Genomic DNA, 26628 nt, shown 5'->3' with positions numbered 1-26628 from the left:
GACCGGCAGCATGGCGAATGCGGCACTGACGACGGAAACTGCCGGCCGAGGTGCGGCTTCGCGCCCGGCATCCGGGCGCCTGCTCGCCCAGCTGCGGTTTGCCGTGGTCTTTTACGGCATCATCACCATGCTGGTGCTCGCCGCGCTGAACCTGCCGGGCTCCCATGACTATGTCGGCGCCGACAATGACGATGTCACGCGGCTGATCGAGGTTCGCGACCTGCTGGCCGGCCAGAACTGGTTCGACATGCAGCAGTACCGGCTCGGCCTCGAAGGCGGCACGCCGATGCACTGGTCGCGCCTCGTCGACCTGCCGATCGCCAACCTGATCTCGTTCTTCGACCTGTTCCTGCCGCATACGGCGGCGGAAGCCGCAGCGCTTGCCGCCTGGCCGATGGGCTTGGCCGTCGCGCTGCTTTTCGTCATGGGGCTTGCCGGCCGGCGCATTGGCGGCACCGCGGTGATGCATGCGGCGATGGGTCTGACCGCCATCTATCTCATCACCAGCAACCGCTTCCTGCCGGGCGCCATCGATCACCACAATGTCCAGCTGCTGCTGATGACGATCATCGCCGCCATGCTGGTCGATCCTGAGCGCCGGCCGGCGAGTTTTGCGATTGCCGGGCTTGCGGTGGCGCTGGCGATTGCCGTCGGCGTCGAGACCGTGCCGCATGTCGCCGTCGCCTGCCTGATCGTCGCCGGGCTGTGGGCCTGGCATGGCGCCGATATCGCCCGCCCGACGCGCGCCTTCTGCATCGCGCTCGTCATCGGCATGTCCGTCGCCTTCTTTTCGACCGTCCCGCCTAGTCTTTATGGCCTGGTGACCTGCGACAGCCTGTCGCTCGGCTTTTATGGCCTGACCTCGGTCGGCGCCACCATGCTGTTTGCCTCGACCTTTGCCGCCAACGGTTTTTCGATGCCGGTGCGGCTGGCAGCACTCGGCGCTTCCGGCATCATGGTGCTCAGCGCGCTGGTGACGCTGGCGCCGCAATGCCTCGGCAATCCACTGAGCGACCTCGATCCGATGATCGTCAATCTGTGGCTTGCCAATGTCAGCGAAGCGCAGTCGCTGTTCCAGCTCACCCGATTGGATCCAGGCTCGGTCGGCGGTTTCTACGGCACGGGGATATTTGCGCTCTTTGTCTGCGCCTTCCGCATCTGGCGGCGGGACAGGGTTGAAATGCATGCCGTGCTCGGCGCCCTGCTGCTCGTCAGCGTCGCGGTGGCGATCTTCCAGGTGCGCGGGGCGGCCTTCCCCAACCTGCTCGCCATCCTGCCGCTCGCGCTGCTTCTGATGGAGATCCGCCGCATCGCCAATGCCGATCCGGAAAACATGGGGGCGGGTTTCGTTTACATCGTCATGGCGTTTCTCTGCGTACCCTCCGCCTGGGCGCTTGGCGGCGTTTTGGGCGCCCAGGGCGTCAAAGGCCTTGTCGAACGTTCGCCCTTTGCCGAAGCCAAACCCGGCCCGCGCTGCATGTCGCAAACGGCACTGGCGCAGCTTTCGGCACTGGAGCCGGGTGTCGTGGCGTCATCCATCGAGCTCGGCGCGGCGATGCTGCGTTTTACGCCGCACCGCATCCTGTCGGCTCCCTATCACCGCAACCAGGGTGGCATCTTGACGGAGATGTATATCGGCCTGTCCAATCCGCAGCAGGCCCAGTCCTTCTTGCGCGGCGCCGGCGTCACCGTGATCGCCTATTGCCCCGGCGACTGGCAGACACAGCATTTTGCCGAACTGGAACCACAGGGACTGTATGCCGATCTGGCACGCGGAAAAATCCCCGCCTATCTGGAAGCACTGCCGGCTGCCGAAGGTTCCGACCTCCTGCTTTACCGTGTTCGGCCGGAAGAGAAATGATTTGATCGCGCCCGGCCGGATTGCCGGACGTGGCGCATCTCAAAGATGCGCCACCGCCTTGGCCGGCAATGCGGTATCTGTCATGCGGAACGGATAGACTGCAATGAAATCATAGTGGCCGGAAGAGACGTTGCCGCTCTCAGCGCGACCGAGATAACTCTTCGACAGGGTCGTATCGAGCGTTACCGCCGTATTTTGCACCGTCCCGCCATTATAGGATCCCGCTTTGCCCGACCCGTTCCAGGCAGCGGCAACGCCGAAAGGCGGCAGGGGAGCGGTAGCCGATGCCAGGGTGACAATGCTGCTCGCGCCAAAAACGAGGCTGTTCTGCGTGCTGTTGAAGCCGATGAGCCGCGACATGGCAGATCCGCCGACAAAGGCGCCGAACGCCCCGCGCATCCCCTGCCCGCGGATAACGATGCCGGCGGCGGCGCGCTGCAGCACCGCTTCGGCAGTTGGCGAGAAGCGGCAGACATCGCCGCTGCGTGTCACGGACGCCGTTGTCGTCGGCACGTAGGACGATGGCGCCGGGCCGCTTTCCAGCTGCAATCCGTCGAAGAACATTGTGCCGGCACCGCTGAAATGCTGCAGCAGCAACGCCGCGCCGGCCGGCGCAAAACTGAAGCCGACACGGTAATAACCACCGGGAAAGGCCGTGACAAAAGGTGTGGCCGAACCACTTCCGGTGCTGGCGGCAGTGCGGCTGGACCAGGTGACGGTGATTTCGTAGCCGGTGGTATTGGCGCTGTCATAGGCCTGCAGCCGGGATTGCGCCGCCGTTCCCGGTTTCATCCACGCCCAGAAACAATAGGTCTGGCCGGCGGTGACCGAAACCGACTGGGAATAACGGGCATCGGCAGATGCACCCGTCAGCCGGAAGGCATCGTTATCGCCGAAGAGGCTCGGCTGGCCGCGGACGGATGCCATGTCGACGGCAGTCCAGGGCGAAGCCGCGAGATTGCGCGACTGCAGCAAAAGGTTGGCCGCCTGCGCCTCGACCAAAAACTGCCGGCTGCCGTTCGACCAGTCGAAACGTGGACTGTCGGCAGCTGCGGTGCGGACCGTGCCGTCGGCATCAAGATAGGTGGCCGTCCCGGCGCGGGTAAAAAGAAAGAGATCCGCGAAGGCGACCGGGCGGACGGCGTCGCCGATCGCGGTTGCGGTGGCCGCGGCAATGCTTGATGGCGCTAGGCTGGTGAGCGCACAGGCGTTTCGCCGGGCATCGAAGGCAAAGGCCGGCGGTTTGGCCGGCCCGCCGGCAAGATCGGCAGCAAGGGCAGCCGGCCGCGCCCAGAAGGGCAGCGAACGCCCGGAACCGGTCAACGAGATCTGGGCATCGACCATCAGACCAGACCCACGATATCGGTGGCAGTGGTGCCGGTGGCGCGCACGCGCACCGCCCTGAGCGGCAGGATCGAGCCGGCAAAGACATTGGCCAGCGTCAACACCTCACCCGACAACATCGTGACGCTGAGATTGCCGCCGCCGCCGACATAAAGCGCCCGGACCGTCTCCGTGAGATCGGTCGCATCGTTCGGCGTGATCGAAAAGCCCGAGCTTGCAGGCCCGGACAGCGAGGCTTGGGTATTGGCAAAACGGTCGACCATCGAAAGCTCCTTGGACATGACGGTCCCTCATGATGCGTTCTGCCGAAGCCGCGGGGATCGGCGGGGACGATCTTTTCGGCGCAGCACACGATGCTTCGCTCACGGCGCACCCCAACCCACTGACAAGATTGAGATCGTTCAGCAGGTGCACGGAGGGCACACAGAACGACATCCGTTGTGACAGCGAAAATCTTCCCCGTGCGCCCCGCTTTTTCGGTGAAGAGGCGGACGGGCCGGAGGTTTGCTGCTGACCACGGCGCGGTCATCGGCTAGGATGGCGCCATGGCCAATCTCTTTGACGTCGACACCCCTTCGAACCTGACCGAATACAGCGTTTCGGAACTCTCCGGCTCGATCAAGCGCACGGTGGAAACGGCGTTCGACCAGGTGCGGGTGCGCGGCGAAATTTCCGGCTATCGCGGCCCGCATTCCTCCGGTCATGCCTATTTTTCGCTGAAGGACGACCGCGCCCGCATCGATGCCGTGATCTGGAAAGGTTCGATGAGCCGGCTAAAGTTCCGGCCTGAAGAAGGCATGGAGGTCATCGCCACCGGCAAGGTCACCACCTTTCCGGGCTCATCGAAATACCAGATCGTCATCGAAAGCCTGGAGCCGGCCGGCGCCGGCGCGCTGATGGCGCTGATCGAGGAGCGCAAGCGCAAGCTTGCCGCCGAAGGCCTGTTCGATCCCGAACGCAAGCGGCGCCTGCCGTTTCTGCCGCGGGTGATCGGCGTCGTCACCTCGCCGACCGGTGCGGTCATCCGCGATATCCTGCACCGTATTTCCGACCGCTTTCCGGTGCGGGTGCTGCTCTGGCCGGTCAAGGTCCAGGGCGAAGGGTCCGGACAGGAGGTCGCCAATGCAATCCACGGCTTCAACGCGCTTTCGCCCGATGGCGCCATTCCGCGACCGGACGTGCTGATCGTCGCCCGCGGCGGCGGCAGTCTCGAAGACCTCTGGAGCTTCAACGACGAGATCGTCGTCCGGGCGGCGGCGGAAAGCCGGATCCCGCTGATCTCAGCCGTTGGCCACGAGACCGACTGGACGCTGATCGATTATGCCGCCGATGTGCGCGCGCCGACCCCGACCGGAGCGGCGGAAATGGCCGTACCTGTGAAGGCCGAGCTGCAGTCGCAGCTTGCGGCACTTTCCGCCCGGCTGCAGGGCGGCACCGGCCGCCACATGGACCAGCGCCGCCAGAACCTGCGTTCGCTGGTGCGGGCGCTGCCCTCGCTCGACCAGTTGCTGGCTCTGCCGCGCCGGCGCTTCGACGAGGCCGCCGCCGGCCTGGGGCGTGGCCTGTCGCTCAATACCCTCAACAAGCGCCGCGGTTTCGAGCGGTTCGCCGCCCATCTGCGGCCGGAGTTGCTGACCGGCCGCATTAACGAACGCCGCCAGACGGTGAACGACCGGATGATCCGCATCGAGCGCTTCATCGAGCGTCGCGCCGCCGAACTCGGTTCGCGGCTGAAGCGGGCGGATGCCGTGCTCGGGCTGGTGCCGGCACGCCTCGATACCCAGGTGGCGCGCTTCCGCGACCGGTTGTCCAATCTGGGACGGCATGCCGACAGCACGCTCGCCCACCAGCTTCGCCGCTGGCGCGCCGACGTGCTGGCGCAGGACCGGGTGCTGCAGTCGCTGTCCTACAAGAACGTGCTGCTGCGCGGCTATGCGGTGATCCGCGATGCCGACGACAGGCCGGTGTCGCGGGCGGCGGCGCTTGTCGCCGGCGCGGCGATCTCCATCCAGTTCGCCGATGCCCGCGTGAGCGCCGTTACCGGCGGCGAAGCCGGCCCGCCGCCGCCAGCTGACACGCCGCCTGCAGCGCCCCGCAAGCGCAGCGCAAAGCCGGCCACGCCCGAAAAACCGCCGGAGCAAGGGAACCTGTTTTGACCATGCACCTGCTTCTGGTTTTAGCCCATCCGCTGGAAGACAGCTTTGCCGCCGCCGTCGCCCGCACGGCGAAGGAGACGCTGGAGGCCGGCGGCCACAGCGTCGATATGCTCGATCTCTACCGCGAGGGTTTTGACCCGAGACTGACGGAAAGCGAGCGGCGCAGCCAGTACACCGTGCCCTACGACGGTTCCGCAGTTGAGGACCTCGTGGCACGTTTGCGGGCGGCGGAAGGCCTGATCTTCGTCTTTCCGCAGTGGTGGTTCAATTTTCCGGCAATCCTCAAGGGCTTCTTCGATCGCGTCTTCGCCCCCGGCGTCGCCTTCGATCACGATCCCGATGGCGGCCGCATCGTGCCGAAACTGGGCAACATCAAGCTGTTCTGGGCGCTGACGACCACCGGCTCACCCTGGTGGATCGTGCATCTCTACATGGGCAATCCCGTGCGCCGCATCCTCCGGCGCGGCATCGCGGCCTTCTGCGCCAAGGGTGTCGATTTCCGCATGATGAACCTCTACGACATGGACCGCAACACGGATGCCAAACGCAAGGCGCATCTGCAGCGGATCCGGCTGGCCCTGTCGAAGATTTAGAGCAAGTCCAGCAAAACTGCGGAGCGGCTTTGCGTCCGGAAGCGCGTGAAAACAGACGGATAGAGCATTTCCGGCCTTACTCGAACGCAGCCAGCAGCTTGCGCAACAGCCCGTCGAGCGCCGCCTTCTTTTCTGCCGGCAGGCTTTCGACCAGCCGGTGCTGGTTGGCGACATGGTCCGTCACCGTCTTCTCGACCAGGGCAAAACCCTTTTCCGTCAGGGCGATGAGCACGCTGCGGCGATCCTCCGGATTGACCACGCGCTCCACCAGCCCGGCCTTTTCCAGCTGGTCGATACGGTTGGTCATCGTGCCCGAGGTCACCATGGTTGTCGCCAGCAAATCCCCCGGCGACAGGCGATAGGGCGCGCCGGACCGTCGCAAGGTCGCCAGCACGTCGAAACTCGACGACGACAGGCCGTTTTCCTGCAGGACGACCTCGACCTCGCGGGAGAGATGGGTCGAAAGCCGCTTCAGCCGGCCGAGGATGCCCATGGCGGTGACATCGAGGTCCGGCCTCTCGCGCCGCCACTGATCCAGAATTCTGTCGACGTGGTCCATGCATCGTCCCTCGGTGATCCTTTTCCGATAAGACCGGGACATCTTGACGTCAAGATATTTGTCGCTATGCTGAATTTATCTTGAGATCGAGATTATTGAGATGAAGACAAATTCGAGCCATGTCGTCGACGTGCTGCTGACCGCCATCGCCCCGGCGATCTGGGGCAGCACATATTACGTCACCACCAGTTTCCTGCCGACGGGTTATCCGCTGACCGTATCGCTGCTGCGCGCCCTGCCGGCAGGCCTGCTGCTGTTGCTGCTCGTGCGCCAGTTGCCGCAAGGCATCTGGTGGGGGCGGACCTTCGTGCTTGGCGCGCTCAACTTTTCCTTCTTCTGGGCGATGCTGTTCGTGTCCGCCTACCGCCTGCCCGGCGGCGTGGCCGCCACGGTGGGCGCCGTGCAGCCGCTGATCGTCATCGCGCTGTCGCGCATCGTGCTGGCAAAACAGATACGGCCGCTGGCCGTCGTGGCGGGATTGACGGGCATTGTTGGTGTCGCGCTGCTGGTGCTGACGCCCCGGGCGGCGCTCGATCCGATCGGCATCGTGGCCGGGCTCGCCGGTGCGGTATCGATGGCCTTCGGCACGGTGCTGACCCGGCACTGGAAACCGCCGGTCTCCAGCCTCACCTTCACCGCTTGGCAGCTGACGGCCGGCGGCCTGCTTCTGATCCCGCTCGTGCTGTGGCTGGAGCCGGCGCTACCGGCACCGACAATGGGAAATGTGCTGGGCATGGCCTATCTCGGCCTGATCGGCGCTGCCTTCACCTATCTTCTGTGGTTTCGCGGCCTCTCACGCATCGAGCCTTCGGCGGCAGCCTCGCTCGGGTTCCTCAGTCCGCTCGTCGCTACCCTGCTGGGCTGGCTGCTGCTCGGACAGAGCCTGACGCCGCTGCAGATCGCCGGTTTTGTCGCCGTGCTGGCGAGCGTGTGGATAAGCCAGCAGGCAAGCCTGCCCGCCGGCGCCAAACCGGCGGGTAGCCGCGCCGGCTGAGGTGCCGGCCGACCGTCGACGATGAGAAGCGCCGTTACCGCGCCCATTCGCCCTTGCGCATGACAGCAACGCGGCTGCCGTCCGCCGTCACGCCGTCGATATCCACGTCGCCGGAGCCGATCATCCAGTCGATGTGAATCAGGCTGGAATTGCCGCCCTGCGTGGCGATCTGTTCCGGGCTGAGCGAGGCGCCATCGAGGAAGCACTTCGAATAGCACTGGCCGAGCGCGATGTGGCAGGAGGCGTTTTCATCGAACAGCGTGTTGAAGAACAGGATGCCACTTTTCGAGATCGGCGAGGAATGCGGCACCAGCGCCACTTCGCCGAGACGCCGCGCACCCTCGTCCGTATCCAGCACCTTGTTCAGCACTTCTTCGCCACGGCTCGCCTTGGCCTCGACGATGCGGCCCGCCTCGAAACGCACGCGGATGTCGTCGATCAGCGTGCCCTGGTGCGACAGCGGCTTGGTGCTCGATACGTGTCCTTCGACCCGCAGCGCATGCGGCGTGGTGAATACCTCTTCGGTCGGGATGTTGGGATTGCAGGTGATGCCGTTCTTGGCGGTGGAGGCGCCGCCGTGCCACTCGTGGCCATCGGCCAGGCCGACGGTGAGATCGGTGCCGGGACCGGTGAAATGCAGCGCGGCAAAACGCTCGCCGTTCAGCCAGGCGGAACGCTTGCCAAGATCGGCGTTGTGGGCCGCCCAGGCGGCGATCGGGTCGGCGACATCGACACGCGAGGCGGCAAAGATCGCATCGGCCAGCCGGCGCACCGCCTCATCCTCGGCCAGGTCAGGGAAGACCTGCTTTGCCCAGGAGGGATTGGGATAAGAGACGATGTTCCAGTTGATGTCGAAATTCGAGATCTTTTCCAGCGCCGGCTTGTAGGCCATCGAATTGGCACGGTTTGCCCGCGCCACCTTGGCCGGATCCTCGGCCGACAGCAGCATCGGGTTGTCGCCGGCAATCGCCAGCCGGGCAGCACCGTTGGCAAAGGCCTTGGCCATGCCATCATAAAGCCAGCCGGACGCCTTGTCGAAACTCTCGTCAGGCGCATGGCGGTAGCGGGCGAGCGTCGCCTCCTCGTCGGCATAGAAGGTGGTGACGAGGCCGGCGCCGGCAAGATAGGCATGCTTGGTGATCAGCCGCGCCAGCGGCAGGGCGGCGATCGGCGCGGTCACGACGAGATCCTGCCCCTTCTGCAGCTGCAGGCCCACCCGGATGGCGGTTTCCGCGAGCTTTTCGAGTTTGACGGGATCGACGGGGGACGAGGAGGAAACGGTCATGGACGGCTTTCTGTGTTGTCTGCTTCGCATGACTATGTAGGCCATGACCGGACAAAACTGAATGCGCACGCCCAAGGATTTTGGCTTTTGCCGGAAAGCCGGCCAATGATATAGAGCCGCCAGACGCACTCCTGCCAGCGCGGATCACCATGGACGTTTCGGCCAGCGACGACTATCTCGGCTTTCGCAGCTATGGCGGCGAGGCGGAGCTGCATTGCCATGATTTCCACCAGATCGTCCTGCCGCGGCTCGGCGTGCTGGAACTGGAGATCGGCGGCAAGGGCGGCGTCGTGGCGAGCGGTCGCGGCGCAGTCATTCCCGCCGGCACCCGCCATGCCTTTCGCGCCGGCGGGCGCAACGGTTTCATCGTAGTCGACGCCCGCTGCCCGGCTCTGGATGAACCGGCCGTCGCCCGCTATTCCGCTTCCGCCTTCTTCGAGGTCCGCCCTGCCGTGCAGGCCTTGCTCGACCATCTCTCTGCTGCCGCCGGGGAAGGCGAGGTCACAGGCAGCCTGCGCAGCAATTGGTGCGGCCTGCTGTATGCCGCCCTTTCGCAACCGGCCAAACCCTCCGCCGATGGCTCCACCCGACATCTCGACCGCGCGCTCGCCTTCATGCGCGCCCATCTCCACCGCCCGCTCGGCGTCGCGGACATCGCCCGCGAGGCCGGCGTCGGCGAGACGCGGCTGCACGGCCTGTTCCGCACGCATCACGGCACGACGCCGCATGCGATGTTGATGGAGATACGCCTCGACGCCGCCCTCGAGCTGCTGGCGAATACGGAACTGCCGATCGCCGATATTGCGCTCCTAACCGGCCATGCCGACCAGAGCGCGCTGACCCGCCGGCTGCGCCAGTCGCGCGGCATCACGCCTCTGCGGTTTCGCAAGGGTCATTGAGCCGGGCACGCCGTCCTTTCATCGCATGCGAAGGATTTGCACAAAATCACGCAGGATCTGGCTATCCGGCTTTTCGATGAGCGGTTAGGCATCTGCCGAGATGGCGACGGGAGACTTTGGCATGAGCGGGTGCCACCTGCCCCTTCTCCCCCTGGGGAGAAGGGTCCGTAGGACGCAACGGGATGAGGGGGTGCCACAAGCGCATCCCCTGCCGTATGCCCCCCTCATCCGACCCTTCGGGCCACCTTCTCCCCGCTGGGGAGAAGGGAAAAAACAACGGCCTCAATGCCAGACAGGAAACGACATGACGACGGCAAACCGCACGAGAGCAACGACGATCGGCATCGTGGCGATCCTTCTCTGGGCGTGCCTCGCCCTGCTCACCGCCAATGCCGGCAGCCTGCCGCCGTTCGAGTTGCTGGCGCTGACCTTTGCTGTCGCCTTCATCGCGGGCATCATCCTGCTCGCCGTGCGGGGCCGGGCGGCGCTGGCGGAGATGCGCCAGCCCTGGCAGCCCTGGATCGTCGCTTTTCTCGGTCTGTTCGGTTATCACGCCCTGTATTTTTACGCCTTGCAGACGGCGCCGGTCGCGGAGGCGAGCCTCGTGGCCTATCTCTGGCCGCTGTTCATCGTGTTGTTTTCCGCCTTGCTGCCGGGTGAAGGCTTGAAACTGCGCCATGTCGTCGGCGCCCTGCTCGGTTTTGCCGGAACCGGCATCATCATTCTCGCCCGCAACGGCGGCGGGGAAGGGTTTACCGGCGCCGTCAGCGGTTATCTCGCCGCCTTTGCCTGCGCCCTCGTCTGGTCGGGTTATTCGGTGCTCAACCGCCGCTTCGAAGGCACGCCGAGCGGCATGATCGTCGGCATCTGCGGCGCCGTGGCGCTCGCGGGCGGGCTTTGCCACCTGGCGTTCGAAACCAGCGTCGCGCCGGATACCGGCCAGTGGATCGCCATTTTCTGCCTCGGGCTGGGGCCGGTCGGCCTCGCCTTCCTGGCGTGGGATCATGCCACCAAGCACGGCCATCTGCCGCTGCTCGGCGCGCTGTCCTATCTGGCGCCCCTGATTTCCACCGCGCTGCTGGTGGCGACCGGCGCAGCACCGGCCACACTGACGCTTGGTCTTGCCGCTTTGCTGGTCCTCGGCGGCTCCGTCTTGGCAACCGTCGGCGGCAAGCGCGGCTGACGCTTTCTTCTTGGAAAGGCGGGCGGCCTGTCGTATCACCGGCCCCGTTTCTCCGATCCGAAGGCCCCGGCATGCGCGTCCTGCATTTCTTCAAGACCTACTGGCCCGATACGTTCGGCGGCGTCGAGCGGACGATCCATGCCATCGCCAAGGGGACCGCACCGCTGGGGGTACAAACGGACGTGCTGTCGCTCAGCCGGGAGCCGGACCTGAACACGGTGCTGTTCGAGGGGCATTGGGCCCATAAGGCAAAACTCAATCTGGAAGTCGCCTCGACCGGTTTTTCCCTGGAGGCATTCGGACGTTTTCGGGCGCTCGCGGCGGAAGCGGACATCGTCCACTATCATTTCCCCTGGCCGTTCATGGACCTGGTGCATTTCGCCAGCTGGCTCAAAAAACCGTCGCTGGTCACCTACCATTCCGACATCGTCAAGCAGAAGGGGCTGCTGACACTCTACCGGCCGCTGATGCGGGCGTTCCTCGGCAGCGTCGACCGCATCGTGCCAACCTCGCCCAACTACCTGCAATCGAGCCTCGACCTGCGCGATTTCAGAGACAAGTGCACGGTGATCCCGATCGGCCTCGACCGCGCCTCCTGTCCGCCGGCCAGCGAGGAAAGAAAGGCGGCATGGCGGCTGAAACTGCCGGAAAAATTCTTCCTCTTCGTCGGCGTGCTGCGTTACTACAAGGGCCTGCACATCCTGATCGACGCGGCCAAACGCACCGGGCTGCCAGTCGCCATCGTCGGCGCCGGGCCGATGGAAGCGGAACTAAAACAGCAGGCGGAGCGGCTTGGCGCCGGCAATGTGTTTTTCCTCGGCGCGCTCGACGACGAGGACAAGAGCGCGCTGCTAGAACTGAGCTACGCCACCATTTTCCCTTCGCACCTGCGCTCGGAGGCCTTCGGCCTGTCGCTGGTGGAAGCATCGATGTTCGCCAAGCCGATGATCACCTGCGAGGTCGGCAGCGGCACCAGCTACGTCAACCTGAACGGCACGACCGGCATCGTCACCGCGCCGAACGATCCCGACGCCCTTGCCGAGGCGATGACCCGGCTTGCCGGCGACCCGGCCCAGGCCGCCGTCTTCGGCCAGGCGGCGCTCGCGCGCTACGAAGCACTGTTCACCATCGACCGCATGTGCGCCGCTTATGCCGATCTCTACGGTGAGCTTCTGTCGCGGAACAGGCCAAGATGATCCTGGTCACCGGCGCCACGGGTTTTGTCGGCCAGGCCCTGACAAAGGACCTTGCTCAACGCGGGCTGGCCTTTCGCGGCGCGAGCCGTGCGCAGGGAACCGATTACGTCGCGGTGGGTGAGGTGACGGCCGGTACCGATTGGAGCGCGGCGCTCGACGGCGTCGACACCGTCATCCATCTCGCAGCCCGCACCCATGTGCTCAACGAAACCGCGGCAGATCCGCTCGCCGCCTACCGCGCCGTCAATGTCGATGCCACGCTCAACCTCGCCCGCCAGGCGGCGCGGGCCGGCGTGCGCCGCTTCGTCTTCCTGAGTTCGGTCAAGGTCAATGGCGAGCGCACGCTTCCCGGCCACCCATTCCGCGAAAGCGATCCGCCTCGGCCGGAAGATGGCTACGGCATATCGAAACGGGAAGCCGAAGACGGCCTGTTTGCGCTGGTCGGCGAAACCGGCATGGCGGTGACCGTGCTGCGCCCGCCGCTGGTCTACGGCCCGGGGGTGAAGGCGAATTTCGCCAGCCTCGTCAGGCTGTCCACGGCCGGCCTGCCTTTGCCTTTCGGCGCCGTTCGCAACGAACGGTCGCTGGTCTATGTCGGCAATCTGACCGACGCCATCATTCGCGTTCTCGATCACCCCGCCGCCGCCGGAGAGGTGTTTCTGGTCGCCGATGCCAAAACTCCGTCCATCGGTGCGCTGGCGAAGGAGATCGCCGCGGCTGCCGGAAAGCCGGCGCGCCTGATTTCCGTTCCCCCGTTCTGGATTTCCGGGGCGCTGAAATTTTTGGGCCGTGGGGCGATGGCCGAGCGGCTGCTCGGCTCGCTGACGGTGGATACGGGCAAGATCGCCGGCCTTCTCGGCTGGACGCCGCCCTATTCGCTACAGGACGGATTGCGTGCGACCCTTGGGTCGAAGCCGCCTGCATAGAAAGCGATGCATCGCGGCGAATATGCTCCGGCATTGCCGCCGGAGATCAGCCAAACAGGCATGTCCTCCGTTCCCGGCACCCCGCAGTACAGACGCCCGAAATCCCTCCGATCAATCCTCCAGCGTGCCCGGCTTGCGGTTCGCACGGCTCGGTGAATCGCAGGCGATCTTCATCAAGTCGCCGCGGCGGCGGGCGAAGCGGCTGGAGACGCGGGTGACGATCAGGCCGGCCTGCGGCGCCCGCACCTCGATGGCACCATCCGGGAAACCGGGGCGGGTGACGATGGTCGCCAGCCGTTCGCCGGCCTCGACGCGGTCGCCGATGTCGCGGTGAAAGAGAACTGTGCCCGCTTCCGGGGCGCGGATCATCTCGATATTGTCGAGCGGTGCGGCCGGGCCGGCAAAGGCAGGTAGAGGTTCCGACACGGCCCTGACGATACCGCGGGCGACGAGGAACCGGAAAAGCCCTTCGGCATCGGCGGCCGCCATCTCGGGATAGACCTCCCGCGTGCCGCGCAGTTCCAGCGTGGTCGACAGCCGGCCGGGCAGGCTGGTTTTCCGCTCGCCGGCGCCCTCATGTTTCCAGGCATATCCTACCGCTTCCTCGAAGGCGGAGCTTTCGCCGTCAGAGAGCAGTACGGCATCCATGGACAGCGCCGAAGCCAGATCAGACGCCTCCGGCCAGAAGGCGGTGTCGATATAGGCATATTGCAGCGATTCATCGTCGCAATGCAGGTCGAGCACCAGATCGGCGCCGAGCGCCATGTGCAGAAGCTTGCGCTTCAGTCGGTCGGTGGCGGAAAACCGATCGAGATCGGCGAGCAGCGTGTCGCGCTTTTCCAGTGGGATCAGCGGAAAATCGCGGTTGAAATTCGCCCGCGAACCAAGGTCGAAACGCCCCTGCAACTCGCCGAAATGCAACTGCGCCAGGCCGATCGGGTTGGCATGCGGCACGATGGTCAACGAACCGGCAATCGCCCCCTCCGCTTCGGCATGGCGCAGCCGCTCGCAGAGGAAATGGATGAGCGCCGTGCCCGGCAGCTCGCCGGCATGCAGGGCCGCCTGGATGTAGACGGTCGGCGCCCGGCTGTCGTTGCCCTTGAAGTGGAAGACCGGCAGGCGCCAGGCGATGCCGGGCGTATCGCCTTCAATGGTGATTTCGGAAATATCCATGGTCTTTTCCTTCCCGCGCCGCATTCAGGCTTGCCTATCGCCTATTCCTTCGGCCGGACGAAGGCAAGCTCAGCCTTTCAGGTCGGGACCGGGTGGAAACCCCCGGTAGAATTCCGCATGGCTTCCCTCATGGTTGGCCATGCCCGGCTTGGTCAGCAGGCCGCGGGGAGCGGCAAAACTGCGGATCGTGCGGCGCGGCATTTCGTGCCACTGGATATTGACCGCCCAGAGTTTCGGAAAGAAGCACAACGACGCATAAGGCAGGTGATCGTGGATCCACCAGGCAAGAGACTGCCAGCCGCCCTCCTCGCGCCGCCGGTCCCAGGCCCACGGCACGACGATCGTCGCCGTGGCACCCATGAAGCCCTGCGCGTCGCGCCGGTCCCAGATGTGGTCGGCGGAACTGGCCTCGTTGGAGGAACAGTTGAGATTGTGCTTGTTGCCGAAACCGTTGACAGCGGCATTGCGATACGCTGAGCGCACATGGATACGCCCGAATGTCTGCTGCAACGGTTCGAGCAGCTCCTCGCACAGCTTGGTGCCGGCAGCGATCGCCAGGTCCGGATCGTCCGGTATATTCGGTATCTGGTAGAAATCGGCGATTTCCGAATGCAGGAATTCGCGCATGAAGAAGTTCTGGGAAAGCCGTACCCGGCCGAACTCCTCCAGCCCCTTCATCGATCCCGGTTTCTTCATCTCGTCCTCCACCCCTCTGCCCTATGCCGGAAGGGCGAACCGGAAACCACCCGATTCCTGCGCAAGTCGCCTGGGATGGCGCCTTGGGTGGCCGGTTCAGCCGTTCAGCTTCAGTTGTAACTGTACGCCGTTCTTCAAAACATATTTCGGCTTGGTGGAAAGGTCGATGCGGGCGAGCCGCTTTCGGCGCATCTCCATCTCGCGCTCGCGCGCCGCCCTGCACTGCGCCACCACCGCCATTGCCCGTTCGATCACCTGTTCCGCATGGGTTATAACGATCTCCTTTGTTCACTGTATGTTCTCATTGGAATTTTGATCTGTCAAGAGAGAGGAACACCGGGATTTTCAGGCACCGGCACCAGCCGGAATCTTCCAGCAAGGGATTGAGGTCGTTAACGTTTTCTCAACAAAGCCTTTAACGCCCCCTTAAATCGCCGCATTTAAAGTTCATCGCCAATGCCGGGGAAAGAACGGCCGCAACGCATGTGCCGTTCGGCAACTTCAAGGCTTTGGGCGGCACGCAAAACGCTGACCGCATCGAACAGAACGGGACGCAGCCGGTCGGCATATGGCAGGGAACGACAGATCACGTCAGCGCATTGAACCTTCCTTCGAGGCGGACCGCCCGCGTGGCGGCGGCGAGATGCGCATGGAAGCGGAAGACCGCATCGGCGGATCGGGGCGCGGCGCACGGCCGGCAAAGGCAGCCAAGCCGGCGAAGGCCGGCAAGACCCGCCGCGCCAGGGGCGGCGGCATCAGCGGTTTCCTGCGTTTCGTCACCTACTGGTGCCTGGTTCTCGGCATCTGGGGCGGCATCGGGATCGCCGGCCTGGTCATCTATTACGGCGCCCGCATGCCGAGCGCCAGCACCTGGTCGATCCCCGACCGGCCGCCGAACATCAAGATCACCGCCGTCGACGGCACGACGATCGCCAACCGCGGCTCCACCGGCGGCGAGGCTTTGTCGCTGGAAAACATGTCGCCCTATATTCCGATGGCGGTGATCGCCATCGAGGACCGGCGGTTCTATTCGCATTTCGGCGTCGATCCGCTCGGCCTTGCCCGTGCCATGCTGACCAACGTCACCACCGGTCGCATGGTGCAGGGCGGCTCGACGCTGACGCAGCAGCTGGCGAAAAACATGTTCCTGTCGCAGGAGCGCACGCTGGAGCGCAAGGTGCAGGAAGTGCTGCTCGCCTTCTGGCTGGAACAGAGCTACTCCAAGGACCAGATCCTGGCGATGTATCTCAACCGCGTGTTCTTCGGCTCGAACGCCTATGGCGTCGAGGCGGCCTCACGGCGCTATTTCAACAAGTCGGCCCGCGACGTCAATCTCGGCGAGGCGGCGCTGCTTGCCGGCCTGCTGAAAGCCCCGTCGCGGCTTTCGCCGGCGCGCGATCCGGCCGCGGCCGAGGCGCGTGCCCAGCTGGTGCTGGGGGCGATGCGCGAGGAAGGTTTCATCACCGAAACCGAGATCAAGACGGCGATGTCGCAGACACCGACGCAGGCGAAAAGCTATTGGTCGGGCGCCGAACACTATGTCGCCGACATGGTGATGGACCAGCTGCCGGCGCTCGTCGGCGACATCAAGGAAGATTTGGTCGTCGATACGACCATCGATATCGGCCTGGAAAAGAAGGCGGAAGAGGCCCTGACCAAGGCACTCGACGCCGACGGCAAGAAGCTCAACGCCTCGCAGGCAGCACTCGTGTCCATCGACGGCACCGGCGCCGTCCGCGCCCTCGTCGGCGGCCGCGACTATGCCGAAAGCCAGTTCAACCGCGCCGTCACCGCCAAGCGCCAGCCGGGGTCGGCCTTCAAACCCTTCGTCTATGCCGCAGCGCTGGAGATGGGCATCAGCCCCGGCTCGATCCGCAACGACGCGCCCGTCAAGATCGGCAAGTGGACGCCGGAAAACTACGACCTGAAATATCGCGGCCAGGTGACGCTCGCCTCGGCGCTCGCCAATTCGCTGAACACCATCGCCGCCCAGCTCGTCATGGAAGTCGGGCCGGCGCAGGTCGCCAAGGTCGCCCACCGGCTTGGCATCGAATCCTCGCTGCAGGCGAATGCCTCGATTGCGCTCGGCACCTCGGAAGTCTCGCTGCTGGAGCTGACTTCGGCCTACGCGCCGTTCATGAACGGCGGCTACAAGGCTACCGCCCATGTCATCCGCCGCATTTCCACCGCCTCCGGTACGGTGCTGTACGAAAACACCTACGACAACCCGCCGCGGGTGCTGAGCGAGGCGGTGGTGATCAACATGAACGCCATGTTGATGCGGGTCATCACCGAAGGCACCGGCAAGAAGGCACGGCTCGATGGCTGGCAGGTGGCGGGCAAATCCGGCACGACGCAATCCTTCCGCGATGCGCTGTTCGTCGGTTACACCAGCAACCTGACCACCGGCGTCTGGTTCGGCAACGACGACGGCAAGTCGATGAAGAAGGTCACCGGCGGCGGCCTGCCGGCGATCGCCTGGCACGATTTCATGACGGCGGCGCATGAAGGGCTGTCGCCCGCGCCGCTCTTCGGCAGCGGCCAGCCGGCCGAAGAAATCCCGCCGAGCACCATCGAGCCGGCGGAAGAACTGCCCTCGACCATCGGCGACATCATCTCCAACGCCGACCCCGAAACCAACGGCAATTTCCCCGACCTGCCGGCCGAAGGCGTCGGCGGCGAGGCGACGGCCTCCACCCCCCGCCGCCTGCCCGGCGACCTGGAGGAGGGCGTGCCCATGGAGTTCCCGGAAGACAGTACCGATGCCGCGCTGAACCAGGATCTGGTGCCGCCGGCGGAGGTCGGTGGGAATGCCGTGGTTTCAACGCAAAACCAGCGCCGGACGCTGCTTGACGTGCTCATGGGTCAATGAGGTTTTCATCCGCCCGGGGATGACTTATATCAGTGCGAACGGCGCGCTTGTCCGCTGTGGCCGATTCGCGTGACCATACCCCCTGATTTTGTGTAGCAAAGGGCTCAATTTGCTCGCTTCTGGGCGATCATCCGCCTTGCAGTCGTCAAAAGCCCTTCTTATATACGCCGCATCGCCGCAGCACACGCTTGCGAAATCCAACAGACCATCCCGTAAGGGGCTGTCACAGGAATGCCTGGTAAGGGTCCCGACAGCTTGCTTCAAGGAGAGAATGATATGGCTAAAGTTATTGGTATCGACCTCGGAACCACGAATTCCTGCGTCGCCGTCATGGACGGCAAAGACGTCAAAGTGATCGAAAATGCCGAAGGCGCGCGTACGACGCCGTCGATGGTGGCATTTTCGGATGATGGCGAGCGCCTCGTCGGCCAGCCGGCCAAGCGCCAGGCCGTGACCAACCCGACGAACACGCTCTTCGCCGTCAAGCGCCTCATCGGCCGCCGCTACGAAGATCCGACCGTCGAGAAGGACAAGAAGCTCGTTCCCTTCGACATCGTCAAGGGCGACAATGGCGACGCATGGGTCGAAGCCAACGGCAAGGGTTATTCCCCCTCGCAGATCTCGGCCATGATCCTTCAGAAGATGAAGGAAACCGCCGAATCCTACCTCGGTGAAAAGGTCGAGAAGGCCGTCATCACCGTTCCCGCCTATTTTAACGACGCCCAGCGCCAGGCCACCAAGGATGCCGGCCGCATCGCCGGTCTCGACGTGCTGCGCATCATCAACGAGCCGACCGCGGCAGCGCTTGCCTACGGCCTCGACAAGAAGGACGGCAAGACCATCGCCGTCTACGACTTGGGCGGCGGCACCTTCGATATCTCGGTTCTCGAAATCGGCGACGGCGTCTTCGAAGTGAAGTCGACCAACGGCGACACCTTCCTCGGCGGTGAAGACTTCGACATGCGTCTCGTCGAATATCTGGCCGGCGAGTTCAAGAAGGACCAGGGCATCGACCTCAAGGGCGACAAGCTGGCCCTGCAGCGCCTCAAGGAAGCTGCCGAAAAGGCCAAGATCGAGCTGTCCTCGTCGCAGCAGACCGAAATCAACCTGCCGTTCATCACGGCGGATGCGACCGGTCCGAAGCACCTGACGATGAAGCTGACCCGCGCCAAGTTCGAAAGCCTGGTCGACGACCTGATCCAGCGCACCGTGGCACCCTGCAAGGCCGCCCTCAAGGATGCCGGCGTGAGCGCCGCTGAAATCGAGGAAGTGGTTCTCGTCGGCGGCATGAGCCGCATGCCGAAGGTACAGGAAGTCGTCAAGCAGCTGTTCGGCAAGGAGCCGCACAAGGGTGTCAACCCGGATGAAGTCGTCGCCATGGGCGCCGCCATCCAGGCCGGCGTTCTGCAGGGCGACGTCAAGGACGTCCTGCTGCTCGACGTTACCCCGCTGTCCCTCGGCATCGAAACGCTGGGCGGTGTCTTCACCCGTCTGATCGATCGCAACACGACGATCCCGACCAAGAAGAGCCAGACCTTCTCGACCGCCGAAGACAACCAGCAGGCCGTCACCATCCGCGTTTCGCAAGGCGAGCGCGAAATGGCGCAGGACAACAAGCTGCTCGGCCAGTTCGACCTCGTCGGCCTGCCGCCGTCGCCGCGTGGCGTTCCGCAGATCGAAGTGACCTTCGACATCGACGCCAACGGTATCGTCCAGGTTTCGGCCAAGGACAAGGGCACCGGCAAGGAACAGCAGATCCGCATCCAGGCTTCGGGTGGTCTCTCCGACGCCGACATCGAAAAGATGGTCAAGGACGCGGAATCGCATGCGGCCGAAGACAAGAAGCGTCGTGAAGTCGTCGAAGCCAAGAACCAGGCCGAAAGCCTGATCCACTCCACCGAGAAGTCGGTGAAGGATTTTGGCGACAAGGTTTCGGAAGCCGACCGCAACGCCATCACGGCTGCGATCGAAGCGCTGAAGACCGCCACCGAAGCTTCCGAACCGGATGCAGAGGACATCAAGGCCAAGACCCAGACGCTCATGGAAGTCTCCATGAAGCTTGGCCAGGCGATCTATGAAGCCCAGCAGGCCGAAGGCGGCGCCGAGGCCGGCGCTGGCGGTGACGACAACGTGGTCGATGCCGACTACGAAGAAGTCAACGACGACGACGATCGCAAGCGCTCCGCGTAAGGCTGAGCCAAGTCTAATATGACAATGAACTCCGGCTGCCTCGGCAGCCGGAACGCTATTGACCGGGGTCTCCAACTTTATGGCTAAAGCTGATTTTTACGAAACGCTCGGCGTCGCCAAGACGGCGGACGAAAAGGAGCTGAAAAGCGCCTTCCGCAAGCTGGCGATGCAGTATCATCCGGACAAGAATCCGGACAATGCCGAAGCAGAGCGCAAGTTCAAGGAAATCAACGAGGCCTATGAGACGCTGAAGGACCCGCAGAAGCGGGCGGCCTACGACCGTTTCGGCCACGCTGCCTTCGAAGGCGGCATGGGTGGCGGCGGCGGTGCCGGCTTCGGCGGCGGCGGCGGTTTCTCCGATATCTTCGAAGACATCTTTGGCGAGATGATGGGTGGCGGGCGTCAGCGCCGCTCCTCCGGCGGACGCGAACGCGGCGCAGATCTGCGCTACAACATGGAAATTTCGCTGGAAGAATCCTTCGCCGGCAAGACGGCGCAGATCCGCGTACCGACCTCGATCACCTGCGATCTCTGCACCGGTACCGGCGCCAAGCCCGGCACCAGCCCGAAGACCTGCGCCACCTGCCAGGGCTCCGGCCGCGTGCGTGCTGCGCAAGGTTTCTTCTCGATCGAACGCACCTGTCCGACATGCGGCGGGCGCGGCCAGACGATCACCGATCCCTGCACCAAGTGCCACGGCCACGGCCGCGTCACCGAGGAGCGTTCGCTCTCCGTCAACATTCCGGCCGGCATCGAAGACGGCACCCGCATCCGCCTTCAGGGCGAAGGCGAGGCCGGCGTGCGGGGTGGCCCGGCGGGCGACCTCTACATCTTCCTCTCCGTCAAGCCGCATGAGTTCTTCCAGCGCGACGGCGCCGACCTCTATTGCACCGTGCCGATCTCGATGACGACGGCAGCGCTTGGCGGCAAGTTCGACTGCGCCACGCTCGACGGCACCAAGTCGCGCGTCTCGGTCCCAGAGGGTACGCAACAGGGCAAACAGTTCCGCCTCAAGGGCAAGGGCATGCCGGTGCTGCGCTCCAACCAGGTGGGCGATCTCTACATCCAGATCCAGATCGAGACGCCGCAGAAGCTGACCAAGCGCCAGCGCGAACTGCTGCAGGAATTCGAGCAGATCTCCTCCAAGGAAAACAACCCGGAATCGACCGGTTTCTTCGCGAGGATGAAGGATTTTTTCGACACTCTGAGTGATTGACGCCCGTATTGCGTCGTTTTTGCAAGGCCGGCAAGCGATTGCCGGCCTTTTGTTTACATGAAATCCGCAAGCACGGAGATGGCATCGGCCCCTCCCCGATTCTGGCGGTTTTGTCGTCAATTAAATCGATTGTATAACTGTACTTGCGGCACCTGCAGGGACTGAGGCTAATCATTTGACATTTCAAATATTGGCCCCTAGATCATCTGTTGCGGCTATATGTGGACACATGAACATGGGCGTCGAGACGATGGAAGCGGACAGCGAAACAATCGATCTGGAAATCATCGCCCATGGCGTCCATGGCGGCGGCAAGCCGGAATTGCGGCTGTGGCTGCGCATGCTATCGACCACCAAGCTGATCTCGCAGGAAATCCGCCGCCGGCTGCGGTCCGAATTCGGCGCCACCCTGCCGCAGTTCGACCTTCTGGCCCAGCTTTACCGCGAACGCGACGGTCTCCGCCTCGGCGAACTCTCCAAGCGCACCATGGTAACCAACGGCAACATCACCGGCCTGGTCGAGCGGCTGGAATCCGACGGGCTGGTGCTGCGCGAAACGCCCGACGGCGACCGGCGCGTGACGGTGGCCAAGCTCACCAAGCGCGGCGAGGAGTATTTCAGTTCCATGGCCAAGGCGCATGAGGGCTGGCTGCGCGACATCATGGCCGATGTCGATCCGGACATGGTGGCGACGCTGCTGACACAGATCGGTGTCGTCAAGACCTCCGCCAACAACCACCTCTCCGCCGGCGCTTTCGACTGAAGGCGCGCACGCCTTAAAGCATTTTTTGTTTTGCCGCTTTGTCCGACGCCAAAGCGATTCCGCTTCGGCTGGAAATGCTTTAGCGCACCTTTTCCTTCTGGAACCGCTTTTCGAGCAGGCTGACGAAACGCACCATCGGCCACAGGCAGATGATGTAGATGATTGCTGCGCCGATCAGCGGCGAAGGGTTGGCATGCAATGCCTGCGCATCCGTCGCCTCCTTCAGGAGTTCCGGCAGGGCAACCGTCGAGGCGAGCGCGGTATCCTTGAACATCGACACGCAGTTGCTGGTGGTCGGCGGGATGACGATGCGCATCGCCTGCGGCAGCACCACCAGGCGCAGGGTGACGATGAATGGCAGGCCGAGCGCGGCGGCGGCCTCGAACTGCCCCACTGGCACGCTCTGGATGCCGGAGCGAAACACTTCCGCCGAATAGGCCGCCATGACGATCGACAGCGCCAGCGCCGCAGACGTCCAGGACGAGAAGCGGATGCCGAGGAACGGCAGCGCATAATAGATCAGGATCAGCACCACCAGCACCGGCGCAGCGCGAAAAATGTCGATGTAGAACACCGCCAGCAGCCGGAAGGGTTTTGGCGCATAGAGGCGGACGAGGCTGATGAACAGACCGGCCGTCACCCCGAAGACGATGCCGGCGATGCCAAGCAGGAATGTGGTCAGCAGGCCGCGCATCAGGGCCGGAAAGCTGGCGACCAGCACGTCGTAGTTAAAGAAGGTTTCGACCAGCGTCATCGGCGTTCCAAGCGGCTTGCGGGGCAACTCCGGCTAAAGGCGCGCAGCGGATTCGGCATCCGGAATTGCTGGGGAAAAAGATGGCCGGAGCGTGCTGCGGCTTCTGGGAAGCGCAATGCCCCGGATCATGGAGAATGCCCGCGCCGGACGATCAGCCGGCGCGGGTCTTCGATTGGTTCAGCGCAAGGCGATCAGGGCGTCGGGATCGGCAGCTCGGTCACCGTTGCCGAACCGGCCGGTGCGTCGGTGCCGAACCACTTCTTGTGGATCGCGGCCAGCGTGCCGTCCTTCTTCATCTCGGTGATGGCGGCATTGGCCTTTTCGAGCAGCGGATGGTCCTTGGTCATCATCAGGCCATACTGTTCGCCGGTCTTGATGCGTACCTTGACGGTGAGGTCCTTCATCTTCAGGAAGGCGTATTCCATGCCCGGAATGTCGCTGACGGCGGCATCGACGCGGCCGGCGGTCAGATCCATCAGCAGGTCCTGCTGGGCGTTGTAGCCCTTGATTTCGGTGATGCCGAGCTTTTCCTGGTTGTCCTTCGACCACTTGTCGCCGGTGGAGCCGGAGAGAACGCCGACGATCTTGTCCTTGAGGTCGGCTTCGGCCGCAACGCCCGATTCCTTCTTGGCAGCAATGCCCATGTCGGCATCATAGTAAGGCTGCGTGAAGGACTGGCTGCCGAGACGCTCCTTGGTGATGGTGATCGAGGAAATCGCCACGTCGATGCGCTTCGAGCTGGTGGCCGCAAACAGCGCCTGGAAGCCGAGGTCGGAGATTTCGGTGGTCAGGCCGAGACGCTTGGCGACTTCGGTGGCGATATCGACTTCAAAACCCTCGAAGGTGCCGCTCTCGGTCTTGTATTCGAACGGCGGGTTGCTCGGGTAGGATCCGATCACCAGCGCATCGGCGGCAGCGGTATGCGCGGTGGCGGTCATCAGGCCGACGGCAGCCATGATGCCCATGAGATGACGGCGCGTAAAACTCATTTCGTTCTCCCTCTGGCGTTGAGCCATTGTGCACTTGATTGTTCTTCACTTGCCTGCCGGCCGTGCGGGGCCGGCAATCTCTTTATGACAGGGCATCAACCATTCGGTCGAGCGCCGTTGCAATCTGATCCTTATCACGGAAAACGCACATCCGCAGGAAGGCCTTCGACGAGTCGCCGAAAAGATAACCGGGCGCCAGGCCGACTCGGGCGGCCTCCAGAATCCGGGCGCAGGCGGCCCTGGAATCCGGCTCGCCCTCCAGCGCGAAAAAGGCGTACATGCCGCCCTTCGGCTTGTCGGGCAGGATCATGCCCGGGATCGACGGCAGCCGTTCGTAAGCGAGATCGAGGCCGGTCTTGGCGCGGTCGCGGATTTCAGCGACCAGCGGTTCCCCCTGGCGGATCGCCGCCACGGCGCCCGCCTGCACCATGCCCGAGGTGCCGCTGTTGATATACTGCGTCATGGCGCCGAGATGGGCGGCGACACCGGTCGGATGCGTCAGCCAGCCGATACGCCAGCCGGTCATCGCCCACGCCTTGGAAAAACTGTTGATCGAAATCACCCGGTCGTCATCGCCGGCGATCTGCAGGATCGACGGCGCCACCGGGCCATCGAAATACAGCCGGCCGTAAACCTCGTCGGAAAGGATCCAGATGCCGGTCTTGCGGCTGAAATCCAGAAGCGCCTGCATCTCCTCCAGGCTCGCGGTCCAGCCCGTCGGGTTGGAGGGGGTCGAGAGGAAGATCGCCCGGGTGCGGGCATCGCAGCGGGCGAACAGCTTGTCGAGGTCGAGGCGGAAATCCGTGTCGAAGTCGAGCGCCACCGGGCGCGGCTCGCCGCCGATCAGGTGGATGGCATTATGGATGTTCGGCCATTGCGGCGCGACGTAGACGACGTTGGTGCCGACATCGACCAGCATTTCCAGCGCGATGTAGAGCGCCTGCATACCGCCCGGCGCCACCGTGGTGCGCTCGATGCCGATTGGACAGCCGTGCAACGCCGTCTGGTATTCGCTGAGTGCGACATTGAGCGGATCGAGGCCGCGCATGTTTGGAATGTAGAAGGTCTTGCCTTCGTCCAGCGCTGCGGCCGCCGCATCGCGGATGAATTTTGGCGTCACCACATCGCCTTCGCCGTACCACAACGGAATGACGTTGCCGAGTTCGCGGGCACGCATGGCGAGCAGCGCGATGTTTTCCGTATGCAGGTCCTGGATCTGCGGCCGGATGCCGGAGAGGGCGTATTGCCCCGAATTATGTCCCTGCCTGAACGAAGCATGGTTGACGGTCATCGAAACGCTGCCCTTGACGTGTTTTTTGCCCGTTTCCGCAACAAAGGCGGAAAAAACGGCTCGTATATTGCGAAAGGGTGAAACAAATCCTCGCGCATTTCAAGCGAGAAGTTTTAAGTTTAAAAAGAATCTTGCCGCGTCAAGACCGCCGCACGGCGGCCTTGACGCAACGGCGCAACCGTCAATCGACAATGGCCTCGCAATCGATCTCCACGAGGTAGTCACCGATGAGATCGCCGACCGCAAGCAGGGTGTTGGCCGGACGGATTTCACCGAAATAACGGCCATGAATGCGCGACACCGGCTCCCAGTCATCGACATGGCGGAGGAAGACGCGGGTGCGCACCACATCCTCCATTCGCGCGCCCAGCGCTGCCAGGCTGGCGGCGATCTTGTCGAGAATGAAGACGGTCTGGCCGGCGGGATCTCCGGGGCAGACGACTTCACCGGAGCCGTTCGTCGCCGTCGTGCCGCTGACGAGCACGCGGTCCTTGACTCGTACGGCGCGGCTGTAGCCGGCCAGCGGCTCCCAGACACTGCCGGAATCGACGCGCAGACGACCCGGTCGGCCGGGCGTCGGGGTGGCTGTGAAATATTTCGGCACGCTGTCGAGGTGGTGGCTGAGGTCTCCCGATGCCGTGAGGAAAGGCGGACGACGGTATTCGTCACCGCAATCACCGGCGAGCATATGTGTGCCGGCGAGTGCCTTGTCGATGGCGGCATGGTCTTCGCCATCCAGCGCGAAGGAGAACAGTTTCAGGTTGTCGCCGCGGTGCTCCCGTTCGCCCAGCCGTGCGCCGATGATGGTGGCGGCCACCGCCTCGTGCTCCAGCACCCAGCGTGTGGCGACGTTGGAGATCGAGACGCCATGACGCCTGGCGACGACATCGAGGGCAGACAGAATGCCCTGCAGCGCCGGCCAACCGCCGATCTCGTCGACGAAACGCTTGTATTTCGACTTGCTCCAGTCGGCGATGTCGCCTTCGGCCGGCTCCGGCTTGCCGAGCCAGCGCTCCGACATCAGCCCGCCGGCGAGCGTGCCATAAGCGAGGAGCCGGATACCGTTTTCCAGGCAGAAATCGCTCATCTCGCCGGCGGCACGCCGATCGAGCAGCGAGAAGCAGACCTGGTTGGAAACAACGGGAATACCGTGCTTGACCAATACCTGCAGGTGCGCAGTGTCGAAATTGGTCAGTCCGATATGGCCGATCAATCCCTCCTCCTTCAGCACCGCCAGGCCTTTCATGGCATCGAGATAGGCCGGATGCTCAAATGTCCACCAATGGAACTGCATCAGGTCGATACGCGAAACGTTCAGCCGCTTCAGGCTGCGCTCCACCCCCTCCCGCACGACGGACAACGGCATCGGACCGGGAACCGGGCACCATTTGGTGAAGGCAACCGGACGGTTAGGGCCGGCCGCTTCGCCGGCGGCGGCACGTGCCAGCAGGCGGCCGGCGATGATTTCGGCGCTGCCGTAATGATCGGCCATGTCGAAACTGTCGAAGCCGGCGCGGGCGTAATCGAGCAGCACGGAGGACATGGCGTCTGGATCGAGCGCCGGACGATCGCGCTCCATGTCCGCCACCTGCCAGAGGCCGGTGACGATGCGGGAAATTTCGAGATCGGGGGCAAGCTTGAAACGGTCGGGCGTTGTCGGGACGGTCATGGCTTTATTCCGGAAAAGA

23 protein-coding genes are annotated in these 26628 nt (G+C 64.0%); 12 read left to right on the top strand and 11 right to left on the bottom strand.

The features are described from left to right. The first annotated feature begins 10 nt into the window (after positions 1–10). Complete coding sequence (locus tag ACSQ3I_RS00590; RefSeq protein WP_435995294.1) at positions 11–1861, top strand: hypothetical protein; 1851 nt, start codon at positions 11–13, stop codon at positions 1859–1861. A gap of 39 nt (positions 1862–1900) precedes the next feature. Here ACSQ3I_RS00590 and ACSQ3I_RS00585 read toward each other — a convergent pair whose 3' ends face one another. After that, the gene (locus ACSQ3I_RS00585; RefSeq protein WP_435995292.1) at positions 1901–3205 is read right to left on the bottom strand and encodes a phage head spike fiber domain-containing protein; all 1305 of its coding nucleotides are present in this window, start codon (positions 3203–3205) and stop codon (positions 1901–1903) included. Next, entirely contained in the window at positions 3205–3468 is a 264-nt protein-coding gene (locus ACSQ3I_RS00580) for a spike base protein, RCAP_Rcc01079 family (protein ID WP_435996220.1), read from the bottom strand. Before ACSQ3I_RS00580 ends, ACSQ3I_RS00585 begins: the two co-directional genes overlap by 1 nt. Positions 3469–3750: 282 nt before the next feature. Between ACSQ3I_RS00580 and xseA the strand changes: the two genes are divergently transcribed. Together xseA and ACSQ3I_RS00570 are read left to right on the top strand one after the other, a co-directional pair. Beyond that, positions 3751–5361 carry an exodeoxyribonuclease VII large subunit gene (gene xseA, locus ACSQ3I_RS00575; protein WP_435995290.1) on the top strand — a complete coding sequence of 537 codons (1611 nt, stop codon included), beginning with the start codon at positions 3751–3753 and terminating at the stop codon, positions 5359–5361. Positions 5362–5363: 2 nt separating this feature from the next. Further along, a complete protein-coding gene (locus ACSQ3I_RS00570) occupies positions 5364–5954 on the top strand; it encodes an NAD(P)H-dependent oxidoreductase (RefSeq protein WP_435996218.1) in 591 nt (196 codons plus the stop codon). A 76-nt stretch (positions 5955–6030) separates the two neighbouring features. Here the strand turns inward: ACSQ3I_RS00570 and ACSQ3I_RS00565 are convergent, their stop codons facing one another. Then, a complete protein-coding gene (locus ACSQ3I_RS00565) occupies positions 6031–6513 on the bottom strand; it encodes a MarR family winged helix-turn-helix transcriptional regulator (protein WP_435995288.1) in 483 nt (160 codons plus the stop codon). 100 nt (positions 6514–6613) lie between these two features. On the opposite strand from ACSQ3I_RS00565, the gene ACSQ3I_RS00560 reads away from it, so the two are divergent. After that, positions 6614–7507 (top strand): EamA family transporter, encoded by an 894-nt coding sequence (locus ACSQ3I_RS00560; protein WP_435995286.1) that lies wholly within the window; start codon positions 6614–6616, stop codon positions 7505–7507. 34 nt (positions 7508–7541) lie between these two features. Here the strand turns inward: ACSQ3I_RS00560 and ACSQ3I_RS00555 are convergent, their stop codons facing one another. Beyond that, positions 7542–8792: an aminopeptidase gene (locus ACSQ3I_RS00555; protein ID WP_435995284.1), complete on the bottom strand. Its 1251-nt coding sequence runs from the start codon at positions 8790–8792 to the stop codon at positions 7542–7544. A gap of 149 nt (positions 8793–8941) precedes the next feature. On the opposite strand from ACSQ3I_RS00555, the gene ACSQ3I_RS00550 reads away from it, so the two are divergent. From ACSQ3I_RS00550 to ACSQ3I_RS00535, 4 genes are all read left to right on the top strand, one after another. After that, positions 8942–9691, top strand: a complete 750-nt coding sequence (locus tag ACSQ3I_RS00550; RefSeq protein WP_435995282.1) for a helix-turn-helix domain-containing protein — start codon at positions 8942–8944, stop codon at positions 9689–9691. 304 nt (positions 9692–9995) lie between these two features. Continuing rightward, entirely contained in the window at positions 9996–10874 is an 879-nt protein-coding gene (gene yddG, locus ACSQ3I_RS00545; RefSeq protein ID WP_435995280.1) for an aromatic amino acid exporter YddG, read from the top strand. A gap of 71 nt (positions 10875–10945) precedes the next feature. After that, complete coding sequence (locus ACSQ3I_RS00540; RefSeq protein WP_435995278.1) at positions 10946–12070, top strand: glycosyltransferase family 4 protein; 1125 nt, start codon at positions 10946–10948, stop codon at positions 12068–12070. Then, entirely contained in the window at positions 12067–12996 is a 930-nt protein-coding gene (locus ACSQ3I_RS00535) for a UDP-glucose 4-epimerase family protein (RefSeq protein ID WP_435995276.1), read from the top strand. The genes ACSQ3I_RS00540 and ACSQ3I_RS00535 overlap by 4 nt, the downstream gene beginning before the upstream one ends. Before the next feature lie 111 nt (positions 12997–13107). Here the strand turns inward: ACSQ3I_RS00535 and ACSQ3I_RS00530 are convergent, their stop codons facing one another. The 3 genes from ACSQ3I_RS00530 to ACSQ3I_RS00520 all read right to left on the bottom strand — a co-directional run bounded on the left by ACSQ3I_RS00530 (position 13108) and on the right by ACSQ3I_RS00520 (position 15120). Continuing rightward, positions 13108–14169, bottom strand: coding sequence for a peptidase M14 (locus ACSQ3I_RS00530; protein ID WP_435995274.1), 1062 nt, complete (start codon positions 14167–14169; stop codon positions 13108–13110). A 69-nt stretch (positions 14170–14238) separates the two neighbouring features. After that, positions 14239–14865 carry a hypothetical protein gene (locus tag ACSQ3I_RS00525; protein ID WP_435995272.1) on the bottom strand — a complete coding sequence of 209 codons (627 nt, stop codon included), beginning with the start codon at positions 14863–14865 and terminating at the stop codon, positions 14239–14241. Positions 14866–14961: 96 nt separating this feature from the next. Then, entirely contained in the window at positions 14962–15120 is a 159-nt protein-coding gene (locus ACSQ3I_RS00520; RefSeq protein ID WP_435995270.1) for a hypothetical protein, read from the bottom strand. 313 nt (positions 15121–15433) lie between these two features. On the opposite strand from ACSQ3I_RS00520, the gene ACSQ3I_RS00515 reads away from it, so the two are divergent. The 4 genes from ACSQ3I_RS00515 to ACSQ3I_RS00500 all read left to right on the top strand — a co-directional run bounded on the left by ACSQ3I_RS00515 (position 15434) and on the right by ACSQ3I_RS00500 (position 21906). Next, positions 15434–17737, top strand: a complete 2304-nt coding sequence (locus ACSQ3I_RS00515; protein ID WP_435995268.1) for a transglycosylase domain-containing protein — start codon at positions 15434–15436, stop codon at positions 17735–17737. Positions 17738–18013: 276 nt separating this feature from the next. Next, positions 18014–19927, top strand: a complete 1914-nt coding sequence (dnaK, locus tag ACSQ3I_RS00510) for a molecular chaperone DnaK (protein ID WP_435995266.1) — start codon at positions 18014–18016, stop codon at positions 19925–19927. A 79-nt stretch (positions 19928–20006) separates the two neighbouring features. Next, positions 20007–21143, top strand: coding sequence for a molecular chaperone DnaJ (gene dnaJ, locus ACSQ3I_RS00505; RefSeq protein ID WP_435995264.1), 1137 nt, complete (start codon positions 20007–20009; stop codon positions 21141–21143). A 235-nt stretch (positions 21144–21378) separates the two neighbouring features. After that, positions 21379–21906: a MarR family winged helix-turn-helix transcriptional regulator gene (locus ACSQ3I_RS00500; protein ID WP_435995262.1), complete on the top strand. Its 528-nt coding sequence runs from the start codon at positions 21379–21381 to the stop codon at positions 21904–21906. A 79-nt stretch (positions 21907–21985) separates the two neighbouring features. Here ACSQ3I_RS00500 and ACSQ3I_RS00495 read toward each other — a convergent pair whose 3' ends face one another. The 4 genes from ACSQ3I_RS00495 to ACSQ3I_RS00480 form a co-directional block, all read right to left on the bottom strand. After that, on the bottom strand, positions 21986–22660 hold the full coding sequence (locus ACSQ3I_RS00495; RefSeq protein WP_435995260.1) for an amino acid ABC transporter permease: 675 nt from the start codon (positions 22658–22660) through the stop codon (positions 21986–21988). A 191-nt stretch (positions 22661–22851) separates the two neighbouring features. Next, positions 22852–23649, bottom strand: a complete 798-nt coding sequence (locus ACSQ3I_RS00490; protein WP_435995258.1) for an ABC transporter substrate-binding protein — start codon at positions 23647–23649, stop codon at positions 22852–22854. 82 nt (positions 23650–23731) lie between these two features. Beyond that, positions 23732–24940, bottom strand: a complete 1209-nt coding sequence (locus ACSQ3I_RS00485; protein ID WP_435995256.1) for a pyridoxal phosphate-dependent aminotransferase — start codon at positions 24938–24940, stop codon at positions 23732–23734. Positions 24941–25121: 181 nt separating this feature from the next. After that, positions 25122–26609 carry an aldo/keto reductase gene (locus ACSQ3I_RS00480; protein ID WP_435995254.1) on the bottom strand — a complete coding sequence of 496 codons (1488 nt, stop codon included), beginning with the start codon at positions 26607–26609 and terminating at the stop codon, positions 25122–25124. Positions 26610–26628: the final 19 nt, after the last annotated feature.

The sequence above is a fragment of the Rhizobium sp. LjRoot30 genome (assembly GCF_964253915.1).
GTDB lineage: Bacteria > Pseudomonadota > Alphaproteobacteria > Rhizobiales > Rhizobiaceae > Metarhizobium.
This window is presented reverse-complemented; position numbering and strand designations above follow the sequence as displayed.

Coding starts and splice junctions, on each gene's coding strand:
- ACSQ3I_RS00590 (WP_435995294.1), top strand. CDS start 11: ATGGCGAATGCGGCACTGACGACGGAAACTGCCGGCCGAGGTGCGGCT.
- ACSQ3I_RS00585 (WP_435995292.1), bottom strand. CDS start 3,205: ATGGTCGATGCCCAGATCTCGTTGACCGGTTCCGGGCGTTCGCTGCCC.
- ACSQ3I_RS00580 (WP_435996220.1), bottom strand. CDS start 3,468: ATGGTCGACCGTTTTGCCAATACCCAAGCCTCGCTGTCCGGGCCTGCA.
- xseA (WP_435995290.1), top strand. CDS start 3,751: ATGGCCAATCTCTTTGACGTCGACACCCCTTCGAACCTGACCGAATAC.
- ACSQ3I_RS00570 (WP_435996218.1), top strand. CDS start 5,364: ATGCACCTGCTTCTGGTTTTAGCCCATCCGCTGGAAGACAGCTTTGCC.
- ACSQ3I_RS00565 (WP_435995288.1), bottom strand. CDS start 6,513: ATGGACCACGTCGACAGAATTCTGGATCAGTGGCGGCGCGAGAGGCCG.
- ACSQ3I_RS00560 (WP_435995286.1), top strand. CDS start 6,614: ATGAAGACAAATTCGAGCCATGTCGTCGACGTGCTGCTGACCGCCATC.
- ACSQ3I_RS00555 (WP_435995284.1), bottom strand. CDS start 8,792: ATGACCGTTTCCTCCTCGTCCCCCGTCGATCCCGTCAAACTCGAAAAG.
- ACSQ3I_RS00550 (WP_435995282.1), top strand. CDS start 8,942: ATGGACGTTTCGGCCAGCGACGACTATCTCGGCTTTCGCAGCTATGGC.
- yddG (WP_435995280.1), top strand. CDS start 9,996: ATGACGACGGCAAACCGCACGAGAGCAACGACGATCGGCATCGTGGCG.
- ACSQ3I_RS00540 (WP_435995278.1), top strand. CDS start 10,946: ATGCGCGTCCTGCATTTCTTCAAGACCTACTGGCCCGATACGTTCGGC.
- ACSQ3I_RS00535 (WP_435995276.1), top strand. CDS start 12,067: ATGATCCTGGTCACCGGCGCCACGGGTTTTGTCGGCCAGGCCCTGACA.
- ACSQ3I_RS00530 (WP_435995274.1), bottom strand. CDS start 14,169: ATGGATATTTCCGAAATCACCATTGAAGGCGATACGCCCGGCATCGCC.
- ACSQ3I_RS00525 (WP_435995272.1), bottom strand. CDS start 14,865: ATGAAGAAACCGGGATCGATGAAGGGGCTGGAGGAGTTCGGCCGGGTA.
- ACSQ3I_RS00515 (WP_435995268.1), top strand. CDS start 15,434: ATGGCAGGGAACGACAGATCACGTCAGCGCATTGAACCTTCCTTCGAG.
- dnaK (WP_435995266.1), top strand. CDS start 18,014: ATGGCTAAAGTTATTGGTATCGACCTCGGAACCACGAATTCCTGCGTC.
- dnaJ (WP_435995264.1), top strand. CDS start 20,007: ATGGCTAAAGCTGATTTTTACGAAACGCTCGGCGTCGCCAAGACGGCG.
- ACSQ3I_RS00500 (WP_435995262.1), top strand. CDS start 21,379: ATGGGCGTCGAGACGATGGAAGCGGACAGCGAAACAATCGATCTGGAA.
- ACSQ3I_RS00495 (WP_435995260.1), bottom strand. CDS start 22,660: ATGACGCTGGTCGAAACCTTCTTTAACTACGACGTGCTGGTCGCCAGC.
- ACSQ3I_RS00490 (WP_435995258.1), bottom strand. CDS start 23,649: ATGAGTTTTACGCGCCGTCATCTCATGGGCATCATGGCTGCCGTCGGC.
- ACSQ3I_RS00485 (WP_435995256.1), bottom strand. CDS start 24,940: ATGACCGTCAACCATGCTTCGTTCAGGCAGGGACATAATTCGGGGCAA.
- ACSQ3I_RS00480 (WP_435995254.1), bottom strand. CDS start 26,609: ATGACCGTCCCGACAACGCCCGACCGTTTCAAGCTTGCCCCCGATCTC.